The sequence below is a fragment of the Saccharothrix sp. NBAS 001 genome (assembly GCF_056640475.1).
Genome location: NZ_CM153251.1, coordinates 6,149,206 through 6,175,433 on the forward strand (window position 1 = coordinate 6,149,206; position 26,228 = coordinate 6,175,433).

General features: G+C 72.4%; 22 protein-coding genes. 7 read left to right on the top strand and 15 right to left on the bottom strand.

The features are described 5' to 3' along the window. From mraY to mraZ, 7 genes are all read right to left on the bottom strand, one after another. Complete coding sequence (gene mraY, locus AC0HI0_RS26160; RefSeq protein WP_480926151.1) at positions 1-1,089, bottom strand: phospho-N-acetylmuramoyl-pentapeptide-transferase; 1,089 nt, start codon at positions 1,087-1,089, stop codon at positions 1-3. Further along, positions 1,086-2,546, bottom strand: coding sequence for a UDP-N-acetylmuramoyl-tripeptide--D-alanyl-D-alanine ligase (locus AC0HI0_RS26165; protein ID WP_480926152.1), 1,461 nt, complete (start codon positions 2,544-2,546; stop codon positions 1,086-1,088). Before AC0HI0_RS26165 ends, mraY begins: the two co-directional genes overlap by 4 nt. Next, positions 2,543-4,075 carry a UDP-N-acetylmuramoyl-L-alanyl-D-glutamate--2,6-diaminopimelate ligase gene (locus AC0HI0_RS26170; protein ID WP_480926153.1) on the bottom strand — a complete coding sequence of 511 codons (1,533 nt, stop codon included), beginning with the start codon at positions 4,073-4,075 and terminating at the stop codon, positions 2,543-2,545. Before AC0HI0_RS26170 ends, AC0HI0_RS26165 begins: the two co-directional genes overlap by 4 nt. A gap of 262 nt (positions 4,076-4,337) precedes the next feature. After that, positions 4,338-6,251 (bottom strand): peptidoglycan D,D-transpeptidase FtsI family protein, encoded by a 1,914-nt coding sequence (locus tag AC0HI0_RS26175; RefSeq protein WP_480926154.1) that lies wholly within the window; start codon positions 6,249-6,251, stop codon positions 4,338-4,340. A gap of 139 nt (positions 6,252-6,390) precedes the next feature. Continuing rightward, entirely contained in the window at positions 6,391-7,074 is a 684-nt protein-coding gene (gene ftsL / locus AC0HI0_RS26180) for a cell division protein FtsL (RefSeq protein ID WP_480926155.1), read from the bottom strand. Further along, complete coding sequence (gene rsmH, locus AC0HI0_RS26185; RefSeq protein WP_480926156.1) at positions 7,071-8,015, bottom strand: 16S rRNA (cytosine(1402)-N(4))-methyltransferase RsmH; 945 nt, start codon at positions 8,013-8,015, stop codon at positions 7,071-7,073. The genes ftsL and rsmH overlap by 4 nt, the downstream gene beginning before the upstream one ends. A gap of 163 nt (positions 8,016-8,178) precedes the next feature. Further along, positions 8,179-8,610 (bottom strand): division/cell wall cluster transcriptional repressor MraZ, encoded by a 432-nt coding sequence (gene mraZ, locus AC0HI0_RS26190; RefSeq protein ID WP_480926157.1) that lies wholly within the window; start codon positions 8,608-8,610, stop codon positions 8,179-8,181. Positions 8,611-9,053: 443 nt separating this feature from the next. On the opposite strand from mraZ, the gene AC0HI0_RS26195 reads away from it, so the two are divergent. From AC0HI0_RS26195 to AC0HI0_RS26205, 3 genes are read left to right on the top strand one after another with little or no spacing between them, the layout of a single operon-like run. Continuing rightward, positions 9,054-10,160 (top strand): AAA family ATPase, encoded by a 1,107-nt coding sequence (locus AC0HI0_RS26195; RefSeq protein WP_480926158.1) that lies wholly within the window; start codon positions 9,054-9,056, stop codon positions 10,158-10,160. 1 nt (position 10,161) lies between these two features. Beyond that, on the top strand, positions 10,162-11,427 hold the full coding sequence (locus AC0HI0_RS26200; protein ID WP_480926159.1) for a DUF58 domain-containing protein: 1,266 nt from the start codon (positions 10,162-10,164) through the stop codon (positions 11,425-11,427). A 2-nt stretch (positions 11,428-11,429) separates the two neighbouring features. Continuing rightward, on the top strand, positions 11,430-13,880 hold the full coding sequence (locus tag AC0HI0_RS26205) for a transglutaminase TgpA family protein (RefSeq protein WP_480926160.1): 2,451 nt from the start codon (positions 11,430-11,432) through the stop codon (positions 13,878-13,880). A 318-nt stretch (positions 13,881-14,198) separates the two neighbouring features. Here the strand turns inward: AC0HI0_RS26205 and AC0HI0_RS26210 are convergent, their stop codons facing one another. From AC0HI0_RS26210 to AC0HI0_RS26235, 6 genes are all read right to left on the bottom strand, one after another. Next, the gene (locus AC0HI0_RS26210) at positions 14,199-14,582 is read right to left on the bottom strand and encodes a DUF3040 domain-containing protein (RefSeq protein WP_480926161.1); all 384 of its coding nucleotides are present in this window, start codon (positions 14,580-14,582) and stop codon (positions 14,199-14,201) included. A gap of 1,895 nt (positions 14,583-16,477) precedes the next feature. Beyond that, positions 16,478-17,401 (bottom strand): hypothetical protein, encoded by a 924-nt coding sequence (locus AC0HI0_RS26215; RefSeq protein ID WP_480926162.1) that lies wholly within the window; start codon positions 17,399-17,401, stop codon positions 16,478-16,480. A gap of 181 nt (positions 17,402-17,582) precedes the next feature. After that, entirely contained in the window at positions 17,583-17,840 is a 258-nt protein-coding gene (locus AC0HI0_RS26220) for a hypothetical protein (RefSeq protein WP_480926163.1), read from the bottom strand. A 126-nt stretch (positions 17,841-17,966) separates the two neighbouring features. Further along, positions 17,967-18,608 carry a Crp/Fnr family transcriptional regulator gene (locus tag AC0HI0_RS26225; RefSeq protein ID WP_480926164.1) on the bottom strand — a complete coding sequence of 214 codons (642 nt, stop codon included), beginning with the start codon at positions 18,606-18,608 and terminating at the stop codon, positions 17,967-17,969. Between the two features lie 93 nt (positions 18,609-18,701). Further along, entirely contained in the window at positions 18,702-19,979 is a 1,278-nt protein-coding gene (locus AC0HI0_RS26230) for a DNA polymerase IV (RefSeq protein WP_480926165.1), read from the bottom strand. A gap of 39 nt (positions 19,980-20,018) precedes the next feature. Continuing rightward, the gene (locus AC0HI0_RS26235) at positions 20,019-21,119 is read right to left on the bottom strand and encodes an amidohydrolase family protein (RefSeq protein WP_480926166.1); all 1,101 of its coding nucleotides are present in this window, start codon (positions 21,117-21,119) and stop codon (positions 20,019-20,021) included. A 38-nt stretch (positions 21,120-21,157) separates the two neighbouring features. Here AC0HI0_RS26235 and AC0HI0_RS26240 point away from each other — a divergent pair, with 38 nt between their 5' ends. Beyond that, positions 21,158-22,474: a type I glutamate--ammonia ligase gene (locus AC0HI0_RS26240; protein WP_480926167.1), complete on the top strand. Its 1,317-nt coding sequence runs from the start codon at positions 21,158-21,160 to the stop codon at positions 22,472-22,474. Here AC0HI0_RS26240 and AC0HI0_RS26245 read toward each other — a convergent pair. Both AC0HI0_RS26245 and AC0HI0_RS26250 read right to left on the bottom strand, forming a co-directional pair. Further along, on the bottom strand, positions 22,471-23,085 hold the full coding sequence (locus AC0HI0_RS26245; protein ID WP_480926168.1) for a sigma-70 family RNA polymerase sigma factor: 615 nt from the start codon (positions 23,083-23,085) through the stop codon (positions 22,471-22,473). The genes AC0HI0_RS26240 and AC0HI0_RS26245 overlap by 4 nt on opposite strands. A 122-nt stretch (positions 23,086-23,207) precedes the next feature. After that, entirely contained in the window at positions 23,208-23,930 is a 723-nt protein-coding gene (locus AC0HI0_RS26250; RefSeq protein WP_480926169.1) for a class I SAM-dependent methyltransferase, read from the bottom strand. 34 nt (positions 23,931-23,964) lie between these two features. On the opposite strand from AC0HI0_RS26250, the gene AC0HI0_RS26255 reads away from it, so the two are divergent. The 3 genes from AC0HI0_RS26255 to AC0HI0_RS26265 are packed head-to-tail and all read left to right on the top strand — an operon-like array spanning position 23,965 to position 26,223. Beyond that, complete coding sequence (locus tag AC0HI0_RS26255; RefSeq protein ID WP_480926170.1) at positions 23,965-24,810, top strand: ParA family protein; 846 nt, start codon at positions 23,965-23,967, stop codon at positions 24,808-24,810. Continuing rightward, positions 24,807-25,442, top strand: coding sequence for a LysE family translocator (locus tag AC0HI0_RS26260; protein WP_480926171.1), 636 nt, complete (start codon positions 24,807-24,809; stop codon positions 25,440-25,442). The genes AC0HI0_RS26255 and AC0HI0_RS26260 overlap by 4 nt, the downstream gene beginning before the upstream one ends. Continuing rightward, positions 25,429-26,223, top strand: a complete 795-nt coding sequence (locus tag AC0HI0_RS26265; protein WP_480926172.1) for an Fpg/Nei family DNA glycosylase — start codon at positions 25,429-25,431, stop codon at positions 26,221-26,223. Before AC0HI0_RS26260 ends, AC0HI0_RS26265 begins: the two co-directional genes overlap by 14 nt. Positions 26,224-26,228 lie beyond the last annotated feature (5 nt).

The following is a 26,228-nucleotide window of genomic DNA, read 5'->3' on the forward strand; positions in this document are numbered from 1 at the left end:
TCAGCTCCCCGCCGCCGTCAGCCACTCGCTGTAGAACAGGCCCAGGCCCAACATGCAGCACATGCCGGCCAGCAACCAGAACCTGATGATCACCGTGGTTTCCGCCCACCCGGCGAGTTCGAAGTGGTGGTGGAACGGTGCCATTCGGAAGAGCCTTCGCCGCGACGTGCGGAAGACCGCGACCTGCAACACCACCGACAGCGCCTCGACCACGAACAGGCCGCCGATCACGACCATCAGCAGCTCGGTGCGGGTGGCGATGGACAGACCTGCCACCAGGCCGCCCAGCGCCAGCGAACCGGTGTCGCCCATGAAGATCTTGGCGGGCGCGGCGTTCCACCACAGGAAGCCGATGCAGCCGGCCATCGCGGCGGCGGCCACCAGCGCCAGGTCGAGCGGGTCGCGCACGTCGTAGCAGCCGGCCACCAGCAGGTTCGAGCAGTTGTAGCGGAACTGCCAGAAGCTGATCACCACGTAGGTGCCCAGCACCATCGCGGACGTGCCGCCGGCCAGGCCGTCCAGGCCGTCGGTCAGGTTCACCGCGTTCGACCACGCGCTGATCGCGGCGTAGCAGAACACCACGAAACCGATGACGCCGAACGAGACCACCGCGATGTCGCGGACGAACGAGAGGTTCACCGACGCCGGGGTGAGGCCGTCCTTGTTCGGGAACTGCATGACCAGGACCGCGAACAGGATCGTGGCGACGAACTGGCCGACCAGCTTGGCGGTCTTGTTCAGGCCGAGGTTGCGCTGCTTGCGGATCTTGATGAAGTCGTCCAGGAAGCCGACGACGCCCAGCGAGGTGGTCAGCATCAGCACCAGCAGGCCGGACGCGGTGGGCGTCTGCTCCTGCGCGGACGCGGACATGGAGTTCACCAGGTGCGCGCCGAGGTAGCCCAGCCACATCGCGACCAGGATCGCCACACCGCCCATGGTGGGCGTGCCGCGCTTGGTCTTGTGGCTCTGCGGGCCCTCCTCGCGGATCTCCTGACCGAAACCCTGCCGCGAGAAGATCTTGATCAGGTACGGCGTCAGCATGATCGACGCGATCAGCGCGATGGCCGCCGCGATGAGGATGCTCTTCACTTGCCGACCGCCTCCAGAAGGGCCTCGGCAACCCGCCACAGGCCGTAAGTTTTGGATGCCTTCACCAGCACGACGTCACCGGGACGCACCTGGTCGCGGAGCAGTTCCACGGCCGCCGCCACGTCCGGCACCAGGACCGCTTCCTCGCCCCATGATCCTTCCAGGTGCGCGCCCTGGTGCATCGGGCGGGCGTCGTGCCCCACCACCACCAGCTTGTTGATGTCCAGCCGGACGGCCAGGCGGCCGATTTCGTCGTGCGCGCGGACGTGGTCCGCACCGAGTTCCGCCATCGCGCCCAGCACGGCCCAGCTGCGCCGGGCGGGCGTGGTGGCGCGGGAAATCGTGGCCAGCGACTTCAGCGCCGCGCGCACGGACTCCGGGTTCGCGTTGTAGGCGTCGTTCACGACCGTCACACCGTCAGGACGTTCGGTGAGTGCCATCCGATGCGCGGAGACCCGCTCGGCCTTGCCCAGGGCGTCCGCGACCTGCTGCGGGGTCGCGCCCAGCTCCAGCGCGACGGCGGCGGCGGTCAGGGCGTTGCCGACCTGGTGCGGGCCGTGCACGGCGAGCCGCACGTCGGCCTCGCCGGCGGGGGTGACCAGCCGGAAGCCGGCGCGGGCCTGCTCGTCCAGGGTGATGCCGACCGCGCGGACCTGCGCGGCGCTGTGCTCGCCGACCAGCACGACCTTCGCCGCGGTGCGCGGGGCCATGCCGGCCACCAGCGGGTCGTCGGCGTTCAGGATCGCCACGCCGTCCGCCGGCAGCGCCTCGACCAGCTCGCCCTTGGCCTGCGCGATGCCCTCGCGGGAGCCGAACTCGCCCAGGTGCGCGCTGCCCACGTTGAGCACCGCGCCGATCCGGGGCGGCGCGACCCGGCACAGGTCGGCGATGTGGCCGGGGCCGCGTGCGGACAGCTCCAGCACCAGGAACCGGGTGTCCGCGTCGGCGCGCAGCGCGGTCCACGGGTGGCCCAGCTCGTTGTTGAACGACCCGGGCGGCGCGATCGTGCGGCCCAGCGGGGCCAGCGCCGCCGCGATCAGGTCCTTGGTCGTGGTCTTGCCGGACGAGCCGGTGACGCCCACCACGGTCAGCTCCGGCAGGCTGTCGACCACGTGCCGGGCCAGCTTCGCCAGCGCCGCGAGGACCGCCGCGCCCAGGCCGTCGGCGTCGTCGGCGAGCACGTAGGAGTTGCCGTGCCCGTCCTCGACCGGCGGCACGATCACCGCGGGCGCGTCGACCGGGCGGCCGGCGAGCACGCCCGCCGCCCCCTTGGCCACCACCTCGGCGGCGAAGTCGTGGCCGTCGACCCGGGCACCGGGCAGCGCCAGGTACAGCGCTCCCCCGGCGACCTCGCGGGAGTCGAACTCGACGGAACCGGTCACGACCGGCGAGCCGTCGGTGTTGTGCAGCGTGCCGCCGACGATCTCGGCGATCTCGGCCAGGCTGAGCGGAATCACCCGTGCACCTCTCTGATGGCGTCGGCGAGGGTCTCGACGTCCGAGAACGGGTGCACGACGCCCGCGACCTCCTGCCCGGTCTCGTGCCCCTTGCCCGCGATCACGACGACGTCGCCGGCGCGGGCCAGCGACACCGCGTGCCGGATCGCGTCGCCCCGGTCGCCGATCTCGACGACCTCGCCGCGTTCGTCGTCCGGCAGCGCCAGCGCGCCCCGCAGCATCGCCGCGCGGATCGCGGCCGGGTCCTCGCTGCGGGGGTTGTCGTCGGTGACGACCAGGACGTCGCTGCGGCGCGCCGCCTCCTCCCCCATCAGCGGGCGCTTCGCGGTGTCGCGGTCGCCGCCGCAGCCCAGGACGGTGATGATCCGGCCCGTCGAGCGGGCCCGGACGGCGTCCAGCGCCAGCGCCACGGCCTGCGGCTTGTGCGAGTAGTCCACGACCGCGGTGAAGCCCTGGCCCTGGTCCACCCGCTGCATCCGGCCGGGCACCTGGACGTCGGCCAGGCCGCGCCGGATCGCCTCCACCTCGACGCCCCGGACGTGCAGGCAGGCGATCGCGAGCAGCGCGTTGGCCACGTTGAACTCGCCGGGCAGCCGCAGCTCGACCGGGAACTCCAGGCCGTCGGGCCCGTGCGCGGTGAACGCCTGCTCGCCGGTCGCCGAGACCCGGACGTCCGAGGCGGTCCACGCGGCGTCCCCGGTGGTCGACACGGTGACGGTCGCGGGGGTGACCAGCCGGCGGCCCCACTCGCCGTCCACGCAGACCACCTCGACCGCGGCGCGCCCGTCGAACAGCTGCGCCTTGGTGCGGAAGTAGTCCTCCATGTCCGGGTGGAAGTCCAGGTGGTCCTGCGAGAGGTTGGTGAACGCGCCGACCGCGAACCCGACGCCGCCGACCCGGCCCAGGCGCAGCGCGTGGCTGGAGACCTCCATCGTCACGTCGGTGACGCCGCGCTCCTCCATCACCGCGAGCAGCGCGTGCAGGTCCGGCGCCTCGGGCGTGGTCAGGGCGCTGTCCAGGCGCTGGCCGGCGATCCGGGTCTCGACCGTGCCGATCAGGCCGGTCGTGCGGCCGGCCGCCTTCAGCGCGGACTCGACCATGTAGCTGGTGGTGGTCTTGCCGGAGGTCCCGGTGATCCCGAACAGCGCGAGCCGGGTGGACGGGTCGCCGTAGACCCGCGAGGCGAGCACGCCGAGCACCGAGCGCGGATCGGGGTGGACCAGGACGGGCACGTCGGCGGCGATCTTCGCGGCACCGACCTCGTCGGTCAGCACCGCGACCGCGCCGCGCGACAGCGCCTGGTCGGCGAAGTCCGCGCCGTGCGCGCGGGCACCGGGCAGGGCGGCGAACAGGTCGCCGGGCAGCGCGTGCTGGGCCCGCAGCGTCACCCCGCCGACGAGCACGTGCGCCCGGTCGGGCGCGGTGAGGTGCGCGTCCACTGTGGAGGCGAGTTCGGACACCGGAACGGGCTGGACGCGAGAAGGGCGAGGCGGGGCGGTCGCGACCTTGCCCTCAAGCTTGGCAGGCACGCGCGGAAGGCTACCGGCGCACGGAGAGTGTCCACCCACCACGTCCACCACAGCCCCTGCGACATTCCCCGGCAGAACCACTCCGGACCACTTCGGACCGGCTCGGAACGAGCCCCGACCACCGATTTCGACGGTGTTCCCCGCGGTCCGCGCGAAGAAACCACGGATCTGGCCGGGCACCCGCCCGGAGTTGTTCCGGGTGGTATCGCGCAAAACCCGGAACAACCCGTGGCGGAACCGCCGGAAAGGACTCCGGCGCAGGTCAGAGGATCAGCGGGACGACCGGACTCTGTTCCGGGGACAGCGGCACCTGGTAGCGCTGGGACAGGTACGAGGCGATGTCGTGGAACAGCGGCGCGGCGGACTGGCTGTACTTCGGGTCGCCGGTGGGGGCGTCCAGCATGAGACCCACCACATAACGCGGATTGTCCGCCGGGAAGATACCGGCGAAGGTGATCCAGTACTCGGACTGGCTGTAGCACGCGCAGTTCTTGTCGATCTGCTGCGCGGTGCCGGTCTTGCCGGAGACCTGGTAACCGGGCAGCGCGGCGGACGGCCCGGTGCCGGTCTGGTTCGGCTCGCCCGGCGTCTTCTGGACCACCGCGCGGAACATGTCGCGGACCGTCTTCGCGGTCTGCGGGCTGACCACCCGGGTCGTCTCCGGCTTCGGCGTCTCCTTGCGCGCGCCGTTCGCGTCCACTTCGGCCCGGATGATCCTCGGCGGCACGCGCACGCCGTCGTTCGCGATCGCCTGGTACATGCCGGTCATCTGGAGCAGGGTCATGCTCAGGCCCTGGCCGATCGGCAGGTTGCCGAACGTCGAGCCGGACCACTGGTTGCGCGGCGGCACCGAGCCGGACTCCTCGCCCGGCACGCCCGACTGGGTGCGCTTGCCCAGGCCGAACTTGCGCAGCATCTCGGCGTAGCGGTCCTCGCCGATCTTCTGCGCGGTCATCAGCGTGCCCACGTTGGACGACTTGGCGAACACGCCGGTGAACGTCATGTCCTGGGTGGGGTGCTCGGTGGCGTCCTTGATGATCCGGTCGGCGAACTTGATCGTGTACGGCACGGTGAGCACGTCGTCCGGTTTGGCGACGCCGTCCTCGATCGCCGTGGCGGCGGTCACGATCTTGTTCACCGAACCCGGCTCGAACAGCGACGACACGGCCGTGTTGCGGGTCTGGTCCTCGGTGGCCTGGCCGAACTTCAACGGGTCGAACGTCTTGTCGTTGGCCATCGCCAGGATCTCGCCGGTCTTCACGTCCAGCACGACCGCGGAACCGTTCTTGGCACCCGCCTTGGCGGTGTAGTCGGTGACCATCCGCTGCACCGCGTACTGGGTGTCGACGTCCAGGGTCAGCTCCAGGCTGCGGCCCGGCGTCGCGGCGGCCAGCTCGCGCGACCGGCCGGGGCCGGGGATCACCACGTTGTTGCCCTGCATGGTGTCCACCACGCGCCGGCCGTTGCGCCCGGCGAGCAGGTTGTCCTGCGAGTTCTCCAGGCCGAGCAGGCCGTGCGTGGCGGGCGGCTGCTGGTCCTTGCGCCAGTTCGCCGCGCCCACGATGTTCGAGGCGAGTTCGCCGTTCGGGTAGACCCGCACCGCCCGGTACTCCGAGCCGATCTCGCCGTACTTCTCGGTGATCGCCGCGGCCTTGCCCGGATCGACGTTCTCCACCAGCTCGATGTAGCTGATGTCCTTGGTGAGCATCCCGTAGATGGTCTGCTCGTCGGTCTTCTGGCCCTGCACCTCGGTGCCCAGGGTGTCCTGGACGAACTTGGCGACGGCCTTCGCCCACTCCTCGTAGGTGCCGATCTTGGGGTCGGCCTCGTATGCCTTGGCCCACTTCTCCCGGGACATCTGCGGCACCGCGTACAGGGCGCTCGCCTCGATGCTGAACGCGAGCTTGTTGCCGTTGCGGTCGGTGATCGAGCCGCGCGCCGCCGGGATGTCGATCGGGGTGGCGCGCTGCTTCTCGGCCTGCGCGGACAGCGCCTCGGCCTGGAAGCCCTGCACCTGCACGAGCTTGAGCCCGGCCAGCACCAGCGCGCCGACCAGCAGCAACCGGCCGACCGCCATGCGCACCCTGGTGTTGCCGCCGCGCCGGCGCTTGGCCGGAGCCGCGCCGCGCACCGACAGCGGTCGCCGAGCGGGCCTGCCCCGACTGGGCCCTGGCATCACAAACCTCCAGCAATCGCCGCGCACCGGCCCACGGATCGCGTGGGCGTCCACCCGCTGTCCCGCACCCCGCCCGCCGCCCCGACCACGCGGTCACGCCGGCTCGCCGCCGTGACCACCGCACCGGACCGCACCGGCATCACTGCCCCCCGGGCTGCCCGTTCTGGCCGGGCTGTTGGGCGTTCGGGTCGGGTTGGCCGTTCTGGGTCGGCGGCTGCTGGGCGTTCGGGTCCGGCTGCCCGTTCTGGGCGGGCTGCCCGTTCTGGCCCTGCTGTTGCGCGTTCGCGTCCGGCGGCGGGGTCTGCGCCGGTGGCGGGGTCTCGGCAGGCGGCGGTTCGGGGGCCTTGGCCTCCGAGGGCTTGCCGTAGACCTCGACCGAGCCGTCCGGCAGCTGCTTGAGCCGCGCCGGGTCGCCGGCGGCCACCAGGCCGAGCTTCGCGGCGGCCTCGGCGAGCTTGAGCGGCGACTCGGCCAGCGCCACCTCCTGGCGCAGCTGCTCGACCTGCCGGGCCAGCCGCGTCTCCTCGGCCCGCGCGTCCTGCAGGCGGTAGGAGTCGGCGGTGGCCTGGGTGGACAGCCACATGATCGCGGACAGGCCCACCCCCAGCACGACCATCACCATGACCACGAACGGGGCCTTGGGCGCGACCGCCGCCCGGCGGGAGACCGCCGGGCCCTGGGACGCCTTGGACCGCTGCGCGCGCCGGGCGTAGGCCCGCTCCGCCGCGGCCGACCTCGACCGGGCGGGGACCGACTTCAGCGCGCGCTCGCGGGGCTTCGCCGGGGACGACGGCACGCCGTTGGACCGTGCGGGCGCGGTCACGTCGCCTCCCGGATGCGTTCGGCCGCGCGCAGCCGAACCGGCGCGGCCCTGGGGTTGTCCTCGATCTCCCGCTCGTTCGCGACCTCGGCGCCCCGGGTCACCAGCTTGAGCTGCGGACCGTGGCCGGGCAGCTCCACCGGCAGGTCCTGCGGCGTGCGCGAGACGGCCAGCTCCGCGAAGGCGCGCTTGACCATCCGGTCCTCCAGCGACTGGTAGGACTCCACGACGATCCGGCCGCCCACGGCCAGCACGGACAGCGCGGCGGGCAGCGCCAGCCGCAGCGACTCCAGCTCGCCGTTGACCTCGATCCGCAGCGCCTGGAACGTGCGCTTGGCCGGGTGGCCGCCGGTCCGCCTGGTCGCCGCGGGCACCGCCGCGTAGAGCAGCTCGACCAGCCGGGCGCTGGTGGTGAACGGCTCCCGCTCGCGCTCCCGGACCACCGCGCCCGCGATCTTGCGGGCGAACCGCTCCTCGCCGTAGTCGCGCAGGATCCGGGTCAGGTCGTCCACCGAGTACTCGTTGAGCACGTCGGCGGCCGTCATCCCGGTCCCGGCGCTCATCCGCATGTCCAGCGGGGAGTCCCGGGAGTACGCGAAACCGCGCTCCTCGGCGTCGAGCTGGAGCGACGAGACGCCCAAGTCCATCAGGATGCCGTCCACCGGGCCGTCGACCGCGTCCGCGATGCCGTCGTAGGTGGTCTGCACGAACGTCACCCGGTCCGCGTACGGCGCGAGCCGCTCGCGGGACAGGGCGATCGCCTGCGGGTCCCGGTCGAGGCCGATCAGCCGCACCCGGGGGTACGCCGCGAGCACCGCCTCCGAGTGGCCGCCGAGCCCGAGCGTGCAGTCCACGAAGACCGCGTCGCGGTCGGCCAGCGCGGGGTCGAGCAGGCCCAGGACGCGGTCGAGCAGCACCGGCACGTGCCGCGCTCGCTCCACCATGTCCCCTCCCACGCACATCCCCCCGCCCTGGCAAAGAAAAATCGGGTGTCGTCAGGTCCCCGCCCGCCCGTCGGACCTGGCGCCGGGGAAGGTGCGCCAGGGCCGAAAGCCGAGCGGACCGAGGCCTCACGGCACCCGAAACCTCAAGCGTTCAAGCCCGAACTCAGAAGACGCCCGGCAGCACCTCCTCGCGAGCCTCGGCGTAGCTGTCCTCGTGCTCGTCCAGGTAGCGCTGCCACGCCGGCGCGTCCCAGATCTCCAGCCGGTTGATCGCGCCGATGACCACGCACTCCTTGGTCAACCCCGCGTACCGGCGCAGTTCCGGTGCGATCGACACCCGGCCCTGGCCGTCCGGCCTTTGCTCGTCGGTACCCGCGAACAGGTAGCGCTGGTAGGCGCGGACGGCCTCGTTGGTGAACGGAGCATCCGCGACCTTGCGCGCCATCTGCTCGAACTCGGCCCTCGGGAACACGTAGAGGCAGTGGTCCTGGCCCTTGGTGACCATGAGACCCCCCGCTAGCGCGTCCCGGAACTTCGCAGGCAGCGTCAACCGGCCCTTGTCGTCCAGCCTGGGGTGGTGCGTGCCCAGGAACACGGCAACCCACCTCCCGCCGCCGGACTGTGAACCGGCAGTGGAGCCCCCGTCTGCCCCACCGGGCGCCACAGTACCCCACTTTCCACCACAGTCAACGCTGAAACGGGTGGTCGCGCGGCACACCGTCCAGCGTTTACGCAGGTAGAGCGAAGATGGCCGCCGTGGGGCGAGGTGGGGGACGTGGCGCACCTCTACCTCTGCGGGTGAGCCGAACCGGCCCGAATCCCACTCGAACGGCCCAGCGAAATCGGGCAAAACAGGTTCGTCGGGGGCCCCGGTGGGGAATCGTGGTGGGGACGGGCGGACCGGGGCAGTTCGGAGGCCGTGGAAACCACGCCCCCGAAACTGTTCAATCGGTGTATGGCGCTTCGCCATGGTTTGACACACTGCGTGAAACGCTCACCGCCACCGCGAACCGGTCGCGGTGGTCTTCGGGAGGTCGAGTGACTCCGAGTACCCAGCCCGCCGCGCTGCCCGAACACTCGTACGGCGGCGGTGGACCCCACCACGTGAACAGCACGGCGCACCCGACAGCGGCCCCGCACGGCCGGCCCGACGAGGTGCTCGCCGAGCTGCACGCCGTGGTCGGGCGGATCGCGGCCAACGTCGAGAAGGTCATCGTCGGCAAGCCCGACGTGGTCCGGGTCTCCCTGGTCACCCTCCTCGCCGAGGGCCACCTGCTGGTCGAGGACGTGCCCGGGGTCGGCAAGACGTCGCTGGCCAAGGCGCTGGCCCGGTCCATCGACTGCTCGGTGAGCCGCATCCAGTTCACGCCGGACCTGCTGCCCAGCGACATCACCGGCGTGTCGATCTACAACCGGCAGGACAACGACTTCGAGTTCCGCCCCGGTCCGGTGTTCGCGAACATCGTGGTCGGCGACGAGATCAACCGCGCGTCGCCCAAGACCCAGTCGGCGCTGCTGGAGTGCATGGAGGAGCACCAGGTCACGGTCGACGGGCACACCTACCCGTTGAGCGCGCCGTTCATGGTGATCGCCACCCAGAACCCGATCGAGATGGAGGGCACCTACGCGCTGCCCGAGGCCCAGCGCGACCGGTTCACCGCGCGGGTGTCCATCGGCTACCCGGACCCGCAGGCCGAGCTGGCGATGGTCGACGAGCACGCGGGCCACGACCCGCTGGCCGAGCTGCGCCCGGTGTCCGACGCCGACCAGGTGCTCAAGCTGGTGCACGCGGTGCGCCGGGTGCACTTGTCGCAGGACATCCGCCGGTACGCCGTGGAGCTGGTCGGCGCGACCCGGCGGCTGCCCGAGCTGCGGCTCGGCGCGTCCCCCCGGTCCACGCTGCAACTCGTGCGGGCCGCGCGGGCGCAGGCGGCGCTGGCCGGGCGCGACTTCGTGGTGCCCGACGACATCCACGCCATCGCGGTGCCCGTGCTGGCGCACCGCCTGGTGCTGACCGCCGAGGCCCAGGCCGCCCGCCGGTCGTCCGCCGACCTGGTGCGCAACCTGCTCCAGCGGGTGCCGGTGCCGCAGGGCGTGCAGGACCCGTCGGCCCAGTTCGCGCACAACCTGAACCCGAACCGCTGACATGCGCGCAGCCCTGTCGGGGTTGACCACCAGGGGCCGCTGCCTGCTCGCCGCCGGGATCGCCGCCGGCCTGTGCGCGATCGTGCTCAACGAGCGCGACCTGCTGCGGGTCGCGGCGTTCGTGGTGGCGTTGCCGCTGCTCGCGGCGTGGCTGGCGCAGCGGGCCCGGGTCGGGCTGCACGCGGCCCGGTTCCTGTTCCCGAGCCGGGTGCAGGTCGGGTCGGCGACCGACGTGCGGGTCGAGCTGCGCTCCACCGGCCGGCTGCCCACGGGCGGCCTGCTGCTGGAGGACGCGGTGCCTTACGCGCTCGGCTCGCGCCCCCGGTTCGTGGTCGAACGGCTGCCGCGCAACACCGTCACCGCGCTGCGCTACCCGCTCAAGCCGGTCATGCGCGGCATCCAGCAGGTCGGCCCGCTGATGGCCCGGGTCACCGACCCGTTCGGGCTGGCCGAGTACGACCGCGAACTCGCCGGCCGGTCCAAGCTGGTCGTGGTGCCCCGGGTGGTGGGCCTCTCGGGCCTGCCCAGCGGCTCCGGCATGGGTTCCGGCGACGACGGTTCGATCCGGCTGCGGTCGGGCCAGGGCGAGGACGACGCCATCGTGCGGCAGTACCGGCACGGCGACGACCTGCGGAAAGTGCACTGGAAGTCGACCGCGCGGCGGGACGAGCTGATGGTCCGCGTCGAAGAACGGCCGTGGCGCGGCGGCACGACCGTGCTGCTGGACCACCGGCTGACCGCGCACCGGGGCAGCGGCCCCGGCTCGTCGTTGGAGTGGGCGGTGTCGTTCGCCGCCTCGGTGTGCCTGCACCTGCACCGGTTCGGCCACCAGGTGCGGCTGATCGGCGACGACGGCCGGGTGCTCGCGGGCGGGTCCGGCGACGGCGGCCACAGCGACGCCGTGGTGCTCGACGCGCTGGCCGCGCTGCAACCCTCGCACCGGCAGGAGCCGGCGGCGGGCCTGGACCCCGGCGCGGGCCAGGAGGTCATCGCGATCCTCGGCGGCTCCACGCCCGCCGTGGTCGACGCGCTGGTGCGCAACCGGCCGCGCGGGATGCGCAGCCTGGCCGTGGTGATGGACGTGCGGGCGTGGGCGGCGGCCTCCGAGGACCCCGCCCCCGACCCGGAGGAAGCGCGCGGACTGCTCGGCGCGGCCGGCTGGGGCGCCGTCGTGGCGCGGCCGTCGACCCCGATGGGACAGATCTGGCAGGAGTTGTGCCACAGCGCGGGCAACCGCGGACCCGTGGTGCGCACGGAGGTGGGCTAGAGGTGACCGGCAGGACCGCCCCCGGGGGCAACTGGGTGGTCAGCGCCACGCCGGCGGTGGCCGGCCTGGCGACGTTGTGCGCGGCGACCGCGCTGTCCAGCGTGATCGGCGGGGTGCTCTGGCTGGTGAACCTGGCCGTGGCGATCACCGTCGTGGTGGGCACCGGCGTGCTGCTGCGCGCGGTCAGGCTGCCCCTGCCGCTGGTCGGGCTCGGACAGGTGCTCGCGCTGGCCTGCCTGCTGGTGACGATCTTCACCCGCAGCGGGTTCCTGGTGGTGTTCCCCAGCCCGCAGGCGATCAACGACCTGGGTTCGGTGCTCGGCGACGCGTTCGCCGAGGTGCAGACCGGCGTGCCGCCGGTGGACGACAGCGACGCGATGCGCTGCCTGGTGATGGTGTCGATCGGCCTGGTGGCGGTCCTGGTGGACGTGCTCGCGGTCGGCGTGGCGGCACCAGCGGCGTCCGGCCTGGTGCTGCTGTGCGTGTTCGCGGTGCCCGCGTCGCTGGCCGACGAGATGCTGCCGCTGTGGACGTTCGTGTTCGGCGCGGGGGCGTTCGCGCTGCTGCTGGCCGTCGACGGGCAGCACCGCCACCAGGCGTGGCGCGGCAGGCTGCCCGGTCGCGGAGCCGGCGGCTCAGGCCCCGCGGCGACCGCCGTGGCGGGCATGGCGGTGGTGATCGCGCTGGTCGCGGGCGCGAGCATCACCCTGGTCGGCACGGTCGGCAAGCTCCCCGGCACGGGTGATGCGGTCGGCGGCGGCGCGGACCGGCTCGGCCTGGACCCGATGACCCAGTTGCGCGGGATGCTCGACCGGGGCAGCACGAAGGAACTGTTCCGGGTGCGCGGCCTCACCGAGTCGGCGTACCTGCGGGCGATGACGCTGCGCGAGTACGTGCCCGACAAGGGCTGGAAGATGGGCGACGACCTGCCGACCGGTGTGCAGGCCAACGGCGTGCTGCCCGCCCAGCCCGGCGACCCCGGCGGCGGCGAGGTCTCCCAGGTGACCATCGAGCCGGTGAGCTGGCTGGACAACTGGCTGCCGGTGTACGGCAGGCCACGCCGCTTGCAGGGCGTCGAGGACAACTGGCGCTACGACCCGGTGCGCGGGATGGTCTACAGCGTGCGGGCGCGCGAAGCACCCGCGTACACGCTGGACACGGTCCTCAAGACCCCGCCCGCCGAAGCGCTGCGCAAGGCCAACGGCGCTCTCGACGTGGAGGAGGTCTACCTGGAGGCTCCCGGCGTGGCGCCCGAGGTGCGGGACCTGGCGCGGGAGATCACCAAGGGCGAGACCAACACGTTCGACAAGGCCACCGCGCTCTACCGGTACTTCACGGACGGCACGAACGGCTTCACGTACACGACGGAGACGGCGAGCGCGCAGACCACCGACGCGCTGCGCGATTTCGTGTTCACCGGAAAGAGGGGCTACTGCGAGCAGTACGCGTCGGCGATGGCCATCATGGCCAGGTCGATCGGCCTGCCCGCCCGGGTCGCGATGGGCTTCACCGCGGGCTTCCCGACCGGCGACTTCCAGACCATCACCACGCAGGACGCGCACGCCTGGGTGGAGGTCTACTTCCCCGGCTACGGCTGGATGGTCTTCGACCCCACGCCGCTGTCGGACGGCCGGGCGATCGTGCCGCCGTACATCTCGGGCCAGAACCCGGACGGCGAGGAGACCGACCCGACCGGAGCCACCACCACGACCACCACCGACACCACCACCGCGCCCACCACCAGCGCCTCCGCCGCACCGAACGCGCAGGGCCAGGAGGGCGGCGAGGAGCAGGCCGAGCCGACGCCGACGTGGCACCTGGTCTCGCTGCTGATCGCGGCGGGGTTGCTGGTCGTGCTCGCGGTGCTGCTGGCGGTGCTGTTCGCCAACCTGGGCAAGCGGCGCGGCGACGGCACGACGTGGCGGCCGAAGTGGCCGTGGCTGCTGCCCGTGCTGGCGGGCGTGGCGGTGACGTCGTGGATAGGTGCCCTGACCCTGGCGGTCGCGCTGGTGTCGTGGTGGCTGGCCGTGCCGCTGCTGATCGTGCAACTGGCGGTCGTGCCGGCCGGGATCCGGGCCGTGCGCAGGCGCACGAGGCTGCAGGCCGTGGCGAACCTGGGCCCGAACGCGGCGGGGGCCGCGTGGCAGGAGCTGCTGGCGGAATCGGTGGACCGGGGCACCCGCGTCCCGTCGACGGAGACGGTGCGAGTGGCCGCGCGCCGGATGGTCCGCGCCCACAACCTGGACGAACAGGGCCGAGACGGCCTGCGCGCGGTGGTCGGAGCCGTCGAACGCTCCTGGTACAGCGCCGACGTCAACGCCGACCCGGCCCTACCCCGAGCGGTATCCGACGTCCGCCAGAGCCTGAACCGCAACGCCCCGCTCGCCCTCCGGGCGAAGATCCTGCCGAGGTCCGTCCTCCAGCCCACCGTCGCCCCGGACTCCGACGACTAGCCCCACCCTCGTCCGGCCTCAGTGGCCCGTTCCCTTCGGGGGACGGGCCACACGCACGTCACCGTTGGATCGTGGCCAAGCCGATCACCCAGTGCCGATCACCCAGTTCTGGTTCACGCGGGTGCCGGTCACCCAGTCAGCGAGCCGCAGGCCAGCCACAGCCCGGAACGCGACCCGCCAGCCGGACCCGCCAGCCGGACCCGGCCAGGGGCCGGAGCGATTTCGGGCATACGCACGGCCCGCGTCCCGGGTGATCACGTCCGACCTGAAGGCGGAGAGATCCTGTGGGCGCGGGCCGAGTGCGTTGGGTAGGGGCGTCTACTCGTCCTCAAGACGACGACGGAAACGCTCTTCCATCTTCTGGGAGAACGAGCTGCGGCTGGGCCGACTTCCCTCTTCGTTGGGTTCCTCGGCACCCTGATCACCACGACGGAGTGTCGTCACGGTGAGCAGCACGCCGAAGAACATCAACAGGAAGCCGACCACGCTCACCACCGGGATACCAGCGAGCTTCGGCAACATCACACCCGTCACCAGCAGCGCCACACCCACGGCGAACAAAGCGATGCCCTGGATACGACGCCGTCGCGACGGCTTGCGCAGCTTGGCGCCACGCACAGTGGATGCGAACTTCGGGTCCTCGGCGTAGAGCGCGCGCTCGATCTGGTCGAGCAGTCGCTGCTCGTGCTCGGAGAGTGGCATGGCTCCTCCTCCGGCACAGCGGTCGCGGGCGCCGGGTGTTCACGGTTGCCGCCGGTCCCGGCGGACGCCCCGCATGGGGGTGTCACAACCAGGATACGATTCGCGGGGCTTGGCGACTACCCAGTCCGTGCCCCTAAGCGGTTCCTTCGGTCACCATCATCCTCACGGGTCAACGGTAGGGCCCCCGTAAGGCCGCGAAAGCAGCCCGAAAGGTCATCTGTCAACCCTCCGGCCGCACCGAACGAACGGCGTGATCCGCACAACACGCCCAAATCACCCGAACCACCTCACCATCGCTCGAAGGCAGCCCGGATCCTTCCGGGCTTCGGACCCACGTAGAGCGCGCCCCGCCCACCCCGTGCCACACACTCGCCCTACCTGCGGCCAGCGCCACGGCCCCCACCCCCACAGCGGCCGCGCCCCTGACCCCCTGCCCGACCTCAGGTCACCGACCTCGACCTTCCCAGGTCTGCGGCACCCTCGCCCGGCCCCGTCCGATCCGCCCCGAAACCCGAGCCTGGCTCTGGTCCCGGCGCGCCGGGCAGCACTGGCCCGGCGCACCGGGCCAGTCGGCGTCCGCACCGACGCCAAGCACCAACTCCAACTCCAACTCCAAGCCCGAGCCCGAGCCCGAGCCAACCGGGTTCGAGGCCGACCAGCCACGACGAGCCGACCCGAATTCGGCCAGGGCGAGCCGGGCCGAGTAGCCGCCGGGGCAAACAGCAGCCGGGCCGACCAACTGCCGGGGCAAGCAGCGACTGGGCCGAGCAGCAGCCGAAGGCAAGCAGCGGCGGAGACGAGTCGAAGGCAGGGCGAATCGAAGGCTGGGCAGGCGGGCAGGCCGGAGCCCAAGGCGTCGGCACGCGGCTAGGCATGGACAGCCCGCGCCTCGACCGTCGCTCGTGACTCCGGGTGGTGAGCGCCGACCGCCGTTCAAGGGCTCGTGAGAGCGCGCCCACCCTGCCTGCACCGCCTTGGCCAGTTCGGCCGCCCACCCGACGGCACAGTTGCCAGGCGTAACCAAGCGGCCGACCAGTCGCCGCGATCAAGCAGCGTGCCAGCCTTCACGAGGGTCGAGGCCAGCCGCTTGGTGCGTTCGTGACACGGGCGTCGTCGCGAGGTGCCGACACCGGTCTGGCCCGGTTTCCAGCTCGGCCGCGTGGGACAGCCCCACGCCGGATGCCCCGGCGTGGACCCTCAGCACGAGCCCCGGCCCTGCGCCCGACACAGGTCCCGATCCGGACATCAGATCGGGAGCACGCAGTACGGCCTTCCCGCACGGCCGCGCGTTGCGGCACCGGGCGCATGGCACCGAACGCAGGGTTCTCGATGCCAGCCACCCAGCGCTCTGCGCCCAGCACCCGGTCCTGGCCACCCGGTCCTGGCCACCCGGTCCTGGCCACCCGGTCCTGGCCACCCGGTCCTGGCCACCCGGTCCTGGCCACCCGGTCCTGGCCACCCGGTCCTGGCCACCCGGTCCTGGCCACCCGGTCCTGGCCACCCGGTCCTGGCCACCCGGTGCCCGGTGCCGGGCACCGGGCACCGGTGGTGGACGCAGGTCGCCCGATGCATAGCGCCCGACGCCGAGTACCGGGTGCCCGACGCCGAGTACCCGATGGCAGGCACCAAGGGTCAGCTGCCGGGTGCCGGGTGCCGGGTGCCGGGTGCCGGGTGCCGGATGGCGGGTGCCGAGTGCTGGGTGCGGGATGCCGTGTCGGTTTCGGGGCAGGGTGCTGGGCGGTGCGGTCCGGGCGCGAAGTGGCTGGGGCGGAACCGGGGGGCTGGGGCGGAACCAGGTGGCCGGGGGTAGCCGGGGTGGCAGGGCGGCCAAGGTGAGGCGAGTGGCCGGGGTGGGGCGGGTGGCTTGGCGGGGTCGGCTGGGGTGTGGGGCGGGTTTATGGGGTTGTCGTCATGCGGGTTGCCTTTACGTCGGGGCTGGGGCGGCCGGTGGCTTGGCGGTGGGCGTTGTGGAGGGACTTCGCGGCTGTCGACGGGGACTGGCGGAGTTCCTGGGGGCTGGTTTGGGCCACCGCGATTCCGGCGGCGGCCAGGCGGCGGTTGTCCGGGTTGGGGGTCAGTTGCCACACCAGGCCCGGCTCCGGCCACCAGGCGTCCGCGGTGCCCAGGGGGATGCCGTCCGACGTCTCCAGCTCGACGTGCCAGGTCGGGGGCGGCAGCGGGAGGTCGGACAGGAGGGCTCTGGCCCACGCTTGCGGCACGGTGCGGACGCCGCCTGCCAGGTCGGCCAGGACCTGGTGCGCCGGCTCCGCTCCCCTGGCCAACGCCTTGGCCAGGTCGGCGACCGGCACGCCGCCTCGGCGCACCACCTCGGTCAGCACGGCGCGCACCGCGTCGAGGTCTGGCAGGAGGGCTCGCACCGCGTCGGCGGCCGCCCTGATGAGCGGTGCGGTCAGGAAGCCCTTGCGCAGGACCGGGGGCGGGAGTGCGCGGACGCGGGTCACGCCGACCTGCGGGGTCGGGTCCACCGGTCTGGTCGACAGCACGCGCACCGGGCCCGCCACCGGGACGGCCCGCATCCCGTGCAGTTGGAGGGCGTCGACCCCGGTCAGCTGGGCCTCCCCGCCGGCGTGCCGCAGGGCGGCCCGCACCCACTGGAGGCGGGTCGGGGGTTTTCGGGTTAACAGCAGGACTCCGGGCAGCAGGTGCTGCCACTGGCCGCCCGGACGGCAGCGGGCCGCCACCTCGTCGTTGGGCAGGCCCAGGCTGATCAGTTCCGCCGCGGTCGCCACCTGGTGCGGGAACATGCCCGCCAGGGCTTCCAGCCGGATCGTGGTTCGGTCTTGGGTGTGGGTTCGCATGTGTCCACGATGGAGGGTTCGGGGTGGGGTGTCGATCGTGCGGTCGCGATCTGTGGATGGGGGGATCGGGGTTGTGGACAAGTTCGGGGCCGCACAGGAAGTGAGGCATTCCGCAGACCCGACCGCCCGCGGAATGCCTCACTGGGAACGGCGGCCACCCCTCGCCGGCCGCCAGGTGGCTTCAGAGCCGGACCAGGTCCTCCCTGATCTCGGCGTCGAGTTCACGACGGCCGGCACGCACCTCGCGCCACGCGTCGTGCACGGCGATCAGGCCCCCGGCCAGCACCAGCGCCACGGCCAGCGCGATCGGGCCGGTCGTCTCCAGCTGGGTGAGGATCACCGCGGCGGCCCAGAACTGGACGACGGTGAAGACGAGGGTGCAGGCGAGGCGCTCGGTGAACCGCCGGCGGGACCTCGCGGGTTCCTCTTTGTGGTTCATGGTCTCCCCCTCTGATCTCGGCGTACCTCATTTGTAGGGGGGACCGGAAAGATGTTCTGCGTCAGATGACGCACAAGGGCCGGCGATGTCGACGCAGGTCGGGACCCGTACCCGAACGGACGCCGATCACGTCGTCAGGTCGTAGAGGCGCTCGACCTCCAGGATGTCGATCTTCCGCCGGCCGGTGCTGATGATGCCGTCCGCGCGCAGCGAACGCAGCACCCGCACGAGCGATTCGCGGGACGTGCCGGCGATGCCCGCGAGTTCCTCCTGGCTCAGCGAGACCGCGCCCTGGTCGGCGATGCCGCGTTCCAGCGCCACGTCGATCAGCACGGCCGCCACGCGCTGCGTCGCGGTGCCGCTGATCTGGATGCGCTGCCGGTCGGCGTCGCGCTGACGGGCCACGATCACGGTCAGCAGGGCCCACGCGATCCTCGGGTGGCGCTGGCACAGCGACGCGAACCCGGACGCGGTCAGCACCAGCGCCCGCACGGAGCCCAGTGCGCGCACCGTGGCCGAACGGGGTTGACCGTCGATGGCGGACCGCTCGCCGACGATGTCGCCCGCGCCGCGCACGGCCAGCACCTTCTCCCCGCCGGCCGCGGTGGTCGCGGTGACCCGCAACAGTCCTTTGCGCACGACCAGCACGTAGCTGGTGATCTCGCCCTCGTGGCACACCACCGCACCGGAGGCGTAGTCGCGCTCCGTTCCCGTCGTGCCGAGCACCGCGTGCTCGGCGGGGGTGAGCAGCCCCCAGAACCGGTCCACGTCGTGATGGTGCCCGGTGATCGACCCGGACGTCGGGTTCGGGCCGATCGACCACCCGAACGGCCCGCTGCCGGACGTCGGAACCCCGAACGGTCAGCGGTCGGGCTTGGGTTCGGGCAGGTTCGGCTGGAACGGCGCGGCGGCCAGCAGCGTCGCCGGTTTCACCGCGGCCCGGCCGAACCGGGTGCGCGCCTGGTCGGCGGCCTGCTCGGCCTCCCGCCAGCCGCGCTCCGGCGCGTCGAACATCAGCTGCTCGCCGTCCTCGCCCTCGACCAGCTGCTCGATCCGCACGCCGATCAGCCGCACCGCGCCGGGCGGCACCTGCTCGTCCAGCAGCGTCGCCGCGGTCTTGTAGACCTCTTGGGTGACGTCCGTCGCCACGCGCAGCGTCTTGGAGCGGGTGATCGTGGTGAAGTCGGCGAACCTGACCTTGATCGACACGGTCCGGCCGCGCAGCCCGCGCTCCCGCAACGTCCCGGCGGAGCGCTCCGAGAGCCGCAGCAGCTCGCGCCGCAGCAGCTCGCGGTCGAAGTGGTCGACCTCGAACGTCTCCTCCGCGCCGATCGACTTCTCCCTGGTCGACGGCACGACCGGCCGGTCGTCCAGGCCCTGGGACAGGGCGTGCAGGTGTTCGGCGAGCGCCACCCCGAGCACCCGGCGCAGCCTCGGCAGCGGGGTCGCCGCCACGTCCGCCACGGTCTCCAGGCCGACCCGGTCCAACTGCTCGGCGGTGCGCTTGCCGACGCCCCACAGCGCGGACACCGGCAGCGGGTGCAGGAACTCCAGCACCGACGCCTTGGGCACGACCATCATGCCGTCCGGCTTGCACATGCCGGAGGCCAGCTTCGCCAGGAACTTCGTCGGCGCGACCCCGACCGAGCAGGTGACGCCCTCGGCCTGCTCCACCTGCCGCCGGATCGTCTCGGCGATCGCGCCCGGGGTCGCCCGCAGCCGCCGCAGCGCGCCGCTGACGTCCAGGAACGCCTCGTCCAGGCTCAGCGGCTCGACCAGCGGCGTGATGTCGCGGAAGATCGCCATCACGCCCCGCGACACCTCCTGGTACCGGGTGAAGTTGGGCGGCACGAACACCGCGTGCGGCGCGAGCCTGCGGGCGTGCGCCGTGGGCATCGCGGAGCGCACGCCGAACTCGCGGGCCAGGTAGTTCGCCGCCGACACGACGCCTCGGTTGGCCGTGCCGCCGACGATCACCGGCTTGCCGGCCAGCTCCGGGTTGTCCCTGATCTCCACGGACGCGTAGAAGGCGTCCATGTCGACGTGCAGCATCGGGCAGCCGGTGTCGTCCGGCCACCGGCCCTCACGCGCGCGGAAACGGTCCACCAGGCCGCGCGGCAGGTTGGCGCTGCGGCCCATGACCACCTCCACTCACGACTCGAACGCGTGTTCGACATTCTAGTCCAACCGGTAGGCCCGGCGCGCGTTCTCCGACCCGATCAGGTGAGAGATTCGCACCGCATCCGCCTCGCCGAAAGCCTGCCGCCGCATCCCGGACAGCAGGAAGTCCGACAGCGCGCGCCGGAAGAACAGCGCGCCCAGGTGGTACAGCTCGGCCAGGCCGAACGCGTCGGTCGAGAACAGGAACTTCCCGAACGGCACGATCTCCAGCGCCTCGGCCAGCACCCGGCTCGCCTGGTGGCCCACGTTGTGCGTCGCCAGCCCGAGGTCGGCGAACACGTGCGGGAACACCTGCGCGAGGTACCCGGCCGACCGGTGGAACGGGTAGTTGTGCAGCAGCATGATCGGCACGCCCAGGTGCTCTGTCGCCCGCAGCAGGTCGGTCAGCAGCGACGGGTCGGCCCGGTGCAACGCCAGGTCGCGGTCGCCGTAGCCGACGTGGAACTGCACCGGCAGCCCGCGCTCCAGCGCCTCCCACACCAGGAACCGCGAGAGCACCTCGTCGGCGCACCGCCCACCGCCGGCCGACAGCCACCGCTCGCACGCCGCCACGACCTCGGCGTCCGACGGGCGCTCACCGGACAGCGCCAACCCCACGCGGTAGGCCGCGATCGACTTGGCCGCCACGGCCGGCGCGCGCTCCAACGCCCGACGCACCTCGTCCGGGAATCCCGTGGCACCTCCGATGATCACCTCCTCGGCCAGCCGCTCCAAGCGAAGCACCGGGAGTTCACGAGATCCGGTGAAATCCGACGGACCGTGCAACCTCTCCGGCCACAGCCCGCCGTCGACCAGGAAGGTCGTGATCCCGGACGCGACCAGGAACGCCCGGTTCACCTCGGCCGCGCCCAACGACCGCCGGCGCGCCACGTACTCGTCCGGCGGCGCGTGCGCCGGGAGGTCGAGCAGGGGCGCGCACCAGCGCCGGACCGCGAATCCGATGGACGAGTCGAACAGCGACGTCCCCCACGGGCTCACCCCGTCCGCCTCGGTCAGCATCTCTTCGAACCCGGTCCGGTCGACGTCGTCGCGCAGCACCCCGTGACAGTGGTGGTCCACGAGGTTCAACTCGGCCACGTAAGGCAGCAGCGGCTCCACTTGTTGAAGAGTAGTGACCTGGTGTAACCACGCACCTCATGGACACCGCGGAACGGGACCACCGCCAGGCACAAGCCACCGCGTTGCTGGACGGCCTGGCCGATCGCGACGTCGTAGCCGTCGCGATCACCTGGATCGACCACAGCGGCATCGCCCGCGTGAAGTCGGTCCCGCTCGACAAGCTCCCCCACGCGGCAGCGCACGGCGTGGGTGCTTCCCCCGTGTTCGACGCCTTCCTCCTCGACGACTCGATCATCTCCGGACGCCACTCGGGCGGCCCGGTCGGCGACCTCCGGCTGCACCCGGACCTGGCCCGGATCACCGTCCTGGCCGGACAGCCGGGGTGGGCGTGGGCGCCGGCGGACCGCTACGACCAGCACGGCGAGCCGCACCCGCAGGACGAGCGCGGCCTGGCCCGCACCATGGCCGACCGGCTCACCGTCAACGGCTTCGAGGTGCGCGCCGGGTTCGAGGTCGAATGGGCGGTGGGCCAGGGCGGCACGGAGGACTTCCGGCCCGCCACCACCTCCCCCGCCTACGGCCACGCCCGTCAGGTCGAGCTGTCGGACTACTGCGCCGACCTGATCGCCGCGCTGGCCGAGCAGAACGTGGACGTGCTCCAGTTCCACCCGGAGTACGCGGCGGGCCAGTTCGAGGTGTCCACAGCGCCCGAGGACCCGGTGCACGCGGCGGACACCGCAGTGCTGGTGCGCGAGACGATCCGGGCGATCACCATCCGGCACGGGCTGCGCGCGTCGTTCTCACCGAAGGTCGTGGCGGACGGCGTCGGCAACGGCGGCCACCTACACGTCAGCCTGTGGAGGGATCGGAAGAACCTGTTCGAGGGAGGTCTGCACCCGGACGCCGAGGCGTTCACGGCGGGCGTGCTGCGGCACCTGCCCGGCCTGTGCGCGATCGGCTGCCCTTCGGTCGCGAGCTACCTGCGGCTGGTCCCGTCGCACTGGGCAGGCGCATTCGCGGCTTGGGGCGTGGAGAACCGGGAGACCGCGCTGCGGCTCGTGGAGGGCCGCGACCTGGAGATCAAGTGCTTCGACCTGTCCGCGAACCCCTACCTGGCGGTGGCGGCGACGCTCGCTGCGGGCCTGGCGGGGATCGTGGACGGCGCGCGGCTGCCGGAACCGACGACCGTGGACCCCGCGCAGGTGGAAGACGCCCAACGGCTGCCCGCGTCGCTGGAGGACGCCGTAAGGGCGTTCGAGGACGACGACGTGCTCACGGAGGCGTTCGGCGTCGAGTTCGCGGCGACCATCGCGGACGTGCGGCGCGGCGAGATCGCCCTGTTCTCCGACGCCACGCCCGAGGAGGTCGTGCACGCCACCCGCTGGCGGCACTAGCCGCTCAACAGTCGGCGGGACGCGCCGACCTCCCTCCGCAGACGCGACAACGCCCGGTGCTGCGCGACCCGTACGGCACCGGGCGACGAACCCACCACGACGGCCGTCTGCTCGGCCGTGAGCCCCACCACCACGCGCAGCAGCAGGATCTCCTGCTGCTTGTCAGGCAGGATCTTGAGCAGCTTGGCGACGTGACGGGACAGTTCGGCGCGTAACGCGGTCTGCTCCGGACCGTCGTCGTCGGACGGCGCGTCGGGCACCTCGGGGACCGGTTCGGCACGGTTGCGCAGCGACGTTCGGTGCGCGTCGGCCACCTTGTGCGCCGCGATGCCGTACACGAACGCCAAGAACGGACGTCCGTGGTCCTTGTACGTCGGCAACGCGGTGAGGACGGCCAGGCAGATCTCCTGCGCCACGTCGTCCGCCGAGGTGTAAGAGCGTTCCTGCCGGCCCACCCGTGCCCGGCAGTAGCGCACGACCAACGGGCGGATGGAGGCCAACAGCCACCCGATCGCGATCCGATCGCCGGCGACGGCCGCGCGCACCTCGTCTTCCAGCGATTCCGGTCTCGGCGATTCCAGCGGCACCGGGTCGGGCGGGTCCTCGGCCATCAGCAGGCCCCGGCCGGCAGAGGCCCCCGCAGGGCGGGGACGACCTCTGATAAGTGCGGATCTCCCATGCGGGACTCCTGGAGGGTCGGCAGCGGATTGCCGACCCCGTTTCTACCGCAAACTCACCCCGGCCGACGGGCCAACACGTGCAGCCGCGCGGCCACGTCGCGCAGCGGCGAGCGGGTCGAGGCGGCCAGTTCCAGCTCGGCCAGCGCCTCGGCCGCGCCGGGGTTGGCCTCCAGCACCGAGCCCGGTACCAGGTCGGACACCACGCCGTGCCCCTGGAGCAGCTCCAGCTCCAAGCCCGCGCCGAGCACCAGGGCCTCCAGCCCGGCCACGTCGAAGCGGCGCTGCAACGGCTCGCGGGACCCGGCGAGCTGCCCCGCCTCGTCGTCGAGCAGCCGGCGCGCGTCCACCAGCCGGCCCGCGATCGCCCGGTGCAGCACGGCCGCGTACCGGTTCGCCACCAGCACGGACACCGCCCCGCCCGGCGCGACCGCCTTGGCCAGCGCGTTCAGCGCCACGGCGGCGTCGTCCACGACCTCCAGCAGCCCGTGGCCGAGCACCAGGTCGGCGGACGAATCGGCGTCCAACGCGTCCGTGTCGCCCTGCACGGCCGTGATGCGATCGGTGACGCCGGCCTCCGTGGCGCGCCTGTGCAACGTGGCGAGCGCGTTGGGGCTGGGCTCGACCACGGTCACCACGCAACCGGCCACAGCGAGTGGAACGGCCCACACACCGCTGCCGCCGCCCACGTCCAGCACCCTGGGCGGTTCCCCGCCCCGGCGCTCCCGCGCGGCGGCCAGCTCGGTGTCGAGCACCCTGTGTACGGCGTCCGGTCGCATGGCACTAGAGCCTAGAGACCGTAGGCTGCACCCCGTGCATACGGTGGCGGTGCTCAGCCTTAAGGGTGGCGTAGGGAAGACGACGGTCGCGTTGGGTCTCGCGTCGGCGGCGTTGCGGCGCGGGGTGCGGACGCTGGTCATCGACCTGGATCCGCAGTGCAACGCCACCTCGACGCTGGAACCCGACGACACCGACGCGACCATCTACGACGTCCTCCAGGACCCCACGGGCGACACCGTCCGGGCGGCCATCGCGCCCAGTGCCTGGGGCGATGGCGTCGACGTGCTGGCCGGGTCGGAGGACGCCGAGCTGCTCAACCACCCCGACCCGGGCGAGTCGCGGCTGGGCCGGCTGCGCGAGGCGCTGCGCGTGCTGGCCTCCGAGGGCGACACCGAGGAGCCCTACCAGCTGGTCCTGCTGGACTGCCCGCCGTCACTGGGTCAGCTGACCAGGTCGGCGCTGGTGGCGGCGGACCGGGCGCTGCTGGTGACCGAGCCCACCATGTTCGCGGTGGCGGGCGTGCAGCGGGCGTTCGAGGCGGTGCAGTCCGAGCGTGAGCACAACGCGGACCTCCAGCCACTGGGCGTCGTGGTGAACCGGGTGCGGCCCCGGTCGCACGAGCACCAGTTCCGGATCGAGGAGCTGCGCGACATCTTCGGGCCGCTGGTGATGCCGGTGGCGCTGCCGGACCGGTTGGCGGTGCAGCAGGCGCAAGGTGCCTGCATGCCGATCCACGAGTGGGGCACGCCCGGCGCGCGCGAGGTGGCGCTGGCATTCAACCTGCTGTTGGCGCGGATACTGCGGATAAGCCGCAGCAGGCGTCGCCCGGTGCACGCGGACTTCGACGACGAAGAGATCCAAGAGGCGGTCGACGCGTGAGCACCACGGCGCTGTTGGCGTTCACGGTCGCCGCGCTGTTGCTGACGATCACGCCGGGCCTGGACACCATGATGTTGTTGCGCATGGTGCTCGGCGGTGGCCGTAAGGCCGGTCTGGTCGGTGGATTCGGCACGACGCTCGGTTGCGTCGTGTGGGGTGCGGCGAGCATCGCGGGGCTGACCGCGCTGCTGGTGGCGTCCCGGCTCGCCTACGACGTCGTGCGGTACGCGGGCGCGGCCTACCTGCTGTGGCTGGGCGGGTCGGCGCTGTGGAAGTCGTGGCGCGGCGCGCGTGCGGACAAGCCGGTGGAAGCGCCCCGGATCACGCCGGCGCAGGCGTTGCGGGTGGGGTTCACCACCAACCTGCTCAACCCCAAGATCGGCGTGTTCTACCTGAGCCTGCTGCCGCAGTTCCTGCCCACGTCCGGCGAGTCGACGGGGTGGGCCGCGTTGCTGGTCGGCATCCACGTGGGCATCGGCCAGGTGTGGCAGATCATCGTCGTGTGGCTGGCGGGACGCGCTGCGGTGGTGTTGACGAGGCCGCGCGTCAAGCAGTGGACGGAGCGCCTTACGGCGTCCGTGCTGGTGGCCTTCGGGCTGAAGGTGGCTTTCGACAGCGGTGCCCGAGGGTGACACGGTCTTCCTGACCGGGCGGCGACTGGACGACGCGCTGGCCGGGCGGACGCTGCTGCGCACCGACTTCCGGCACCCCAGGCTGGCCACGGTGGACCTCGCCGGGCGGGACGTCGTGGGCGTGGCCACGGTCGGCAAGCACATCCTGACCAGGTTCTCCGGGGACGTGACGCTGCGCAGCCACCTGCGGATGGACGGCTCGTGGCACCTCTACCGGCCGGGCGGCAAGTGGCAGCGGCCCGGTCACCAGGCGCGCGTGGTGCTGGAGGTGCCGGACCGGGTGGCGGTGGGGTTCGCGCTGCACGACCTGGAACTGGTGCCGACCGACGAGGAGTCGCGACTGGTCGGCCACCTCGGCCCGGACCTGCTGGGCGCGTGGACCGCCGACGACGAGGCGGAGGCCGTGGCGCGACTCACGGCGGACCCGGAGCGTGAGGTTGGTCTCGCGTTGCTCGACCAGCGGGTGATGGCCGGCGTGGGGAACGTCTACAAGTCCGAGGTGTGCTTCCTGCTGGGCGTGTCGCCGTGGACGCCGATGTCCGGTGTGGACGGTGGCCGCGCGGTGGCGTTGGCGCGGAAGTTGCTGCTGGCCAATGCCCTGCGGCCGATCCGGAACACCACCGGGATGGTCGGGCGCGGGCGTGAGGCGTGGGTGTACGGGCGGGCCGGGCGGCCGTGCTTGCGGTGCGGGACGCGGGTCCGGGTGGCCGAGCAGGGCCCGGGGGTGCAGGAGCGCAGTTCGTACTGGTGCCCGCACTGCCAGCCAGGTCCGATCGCTTAGGGTTA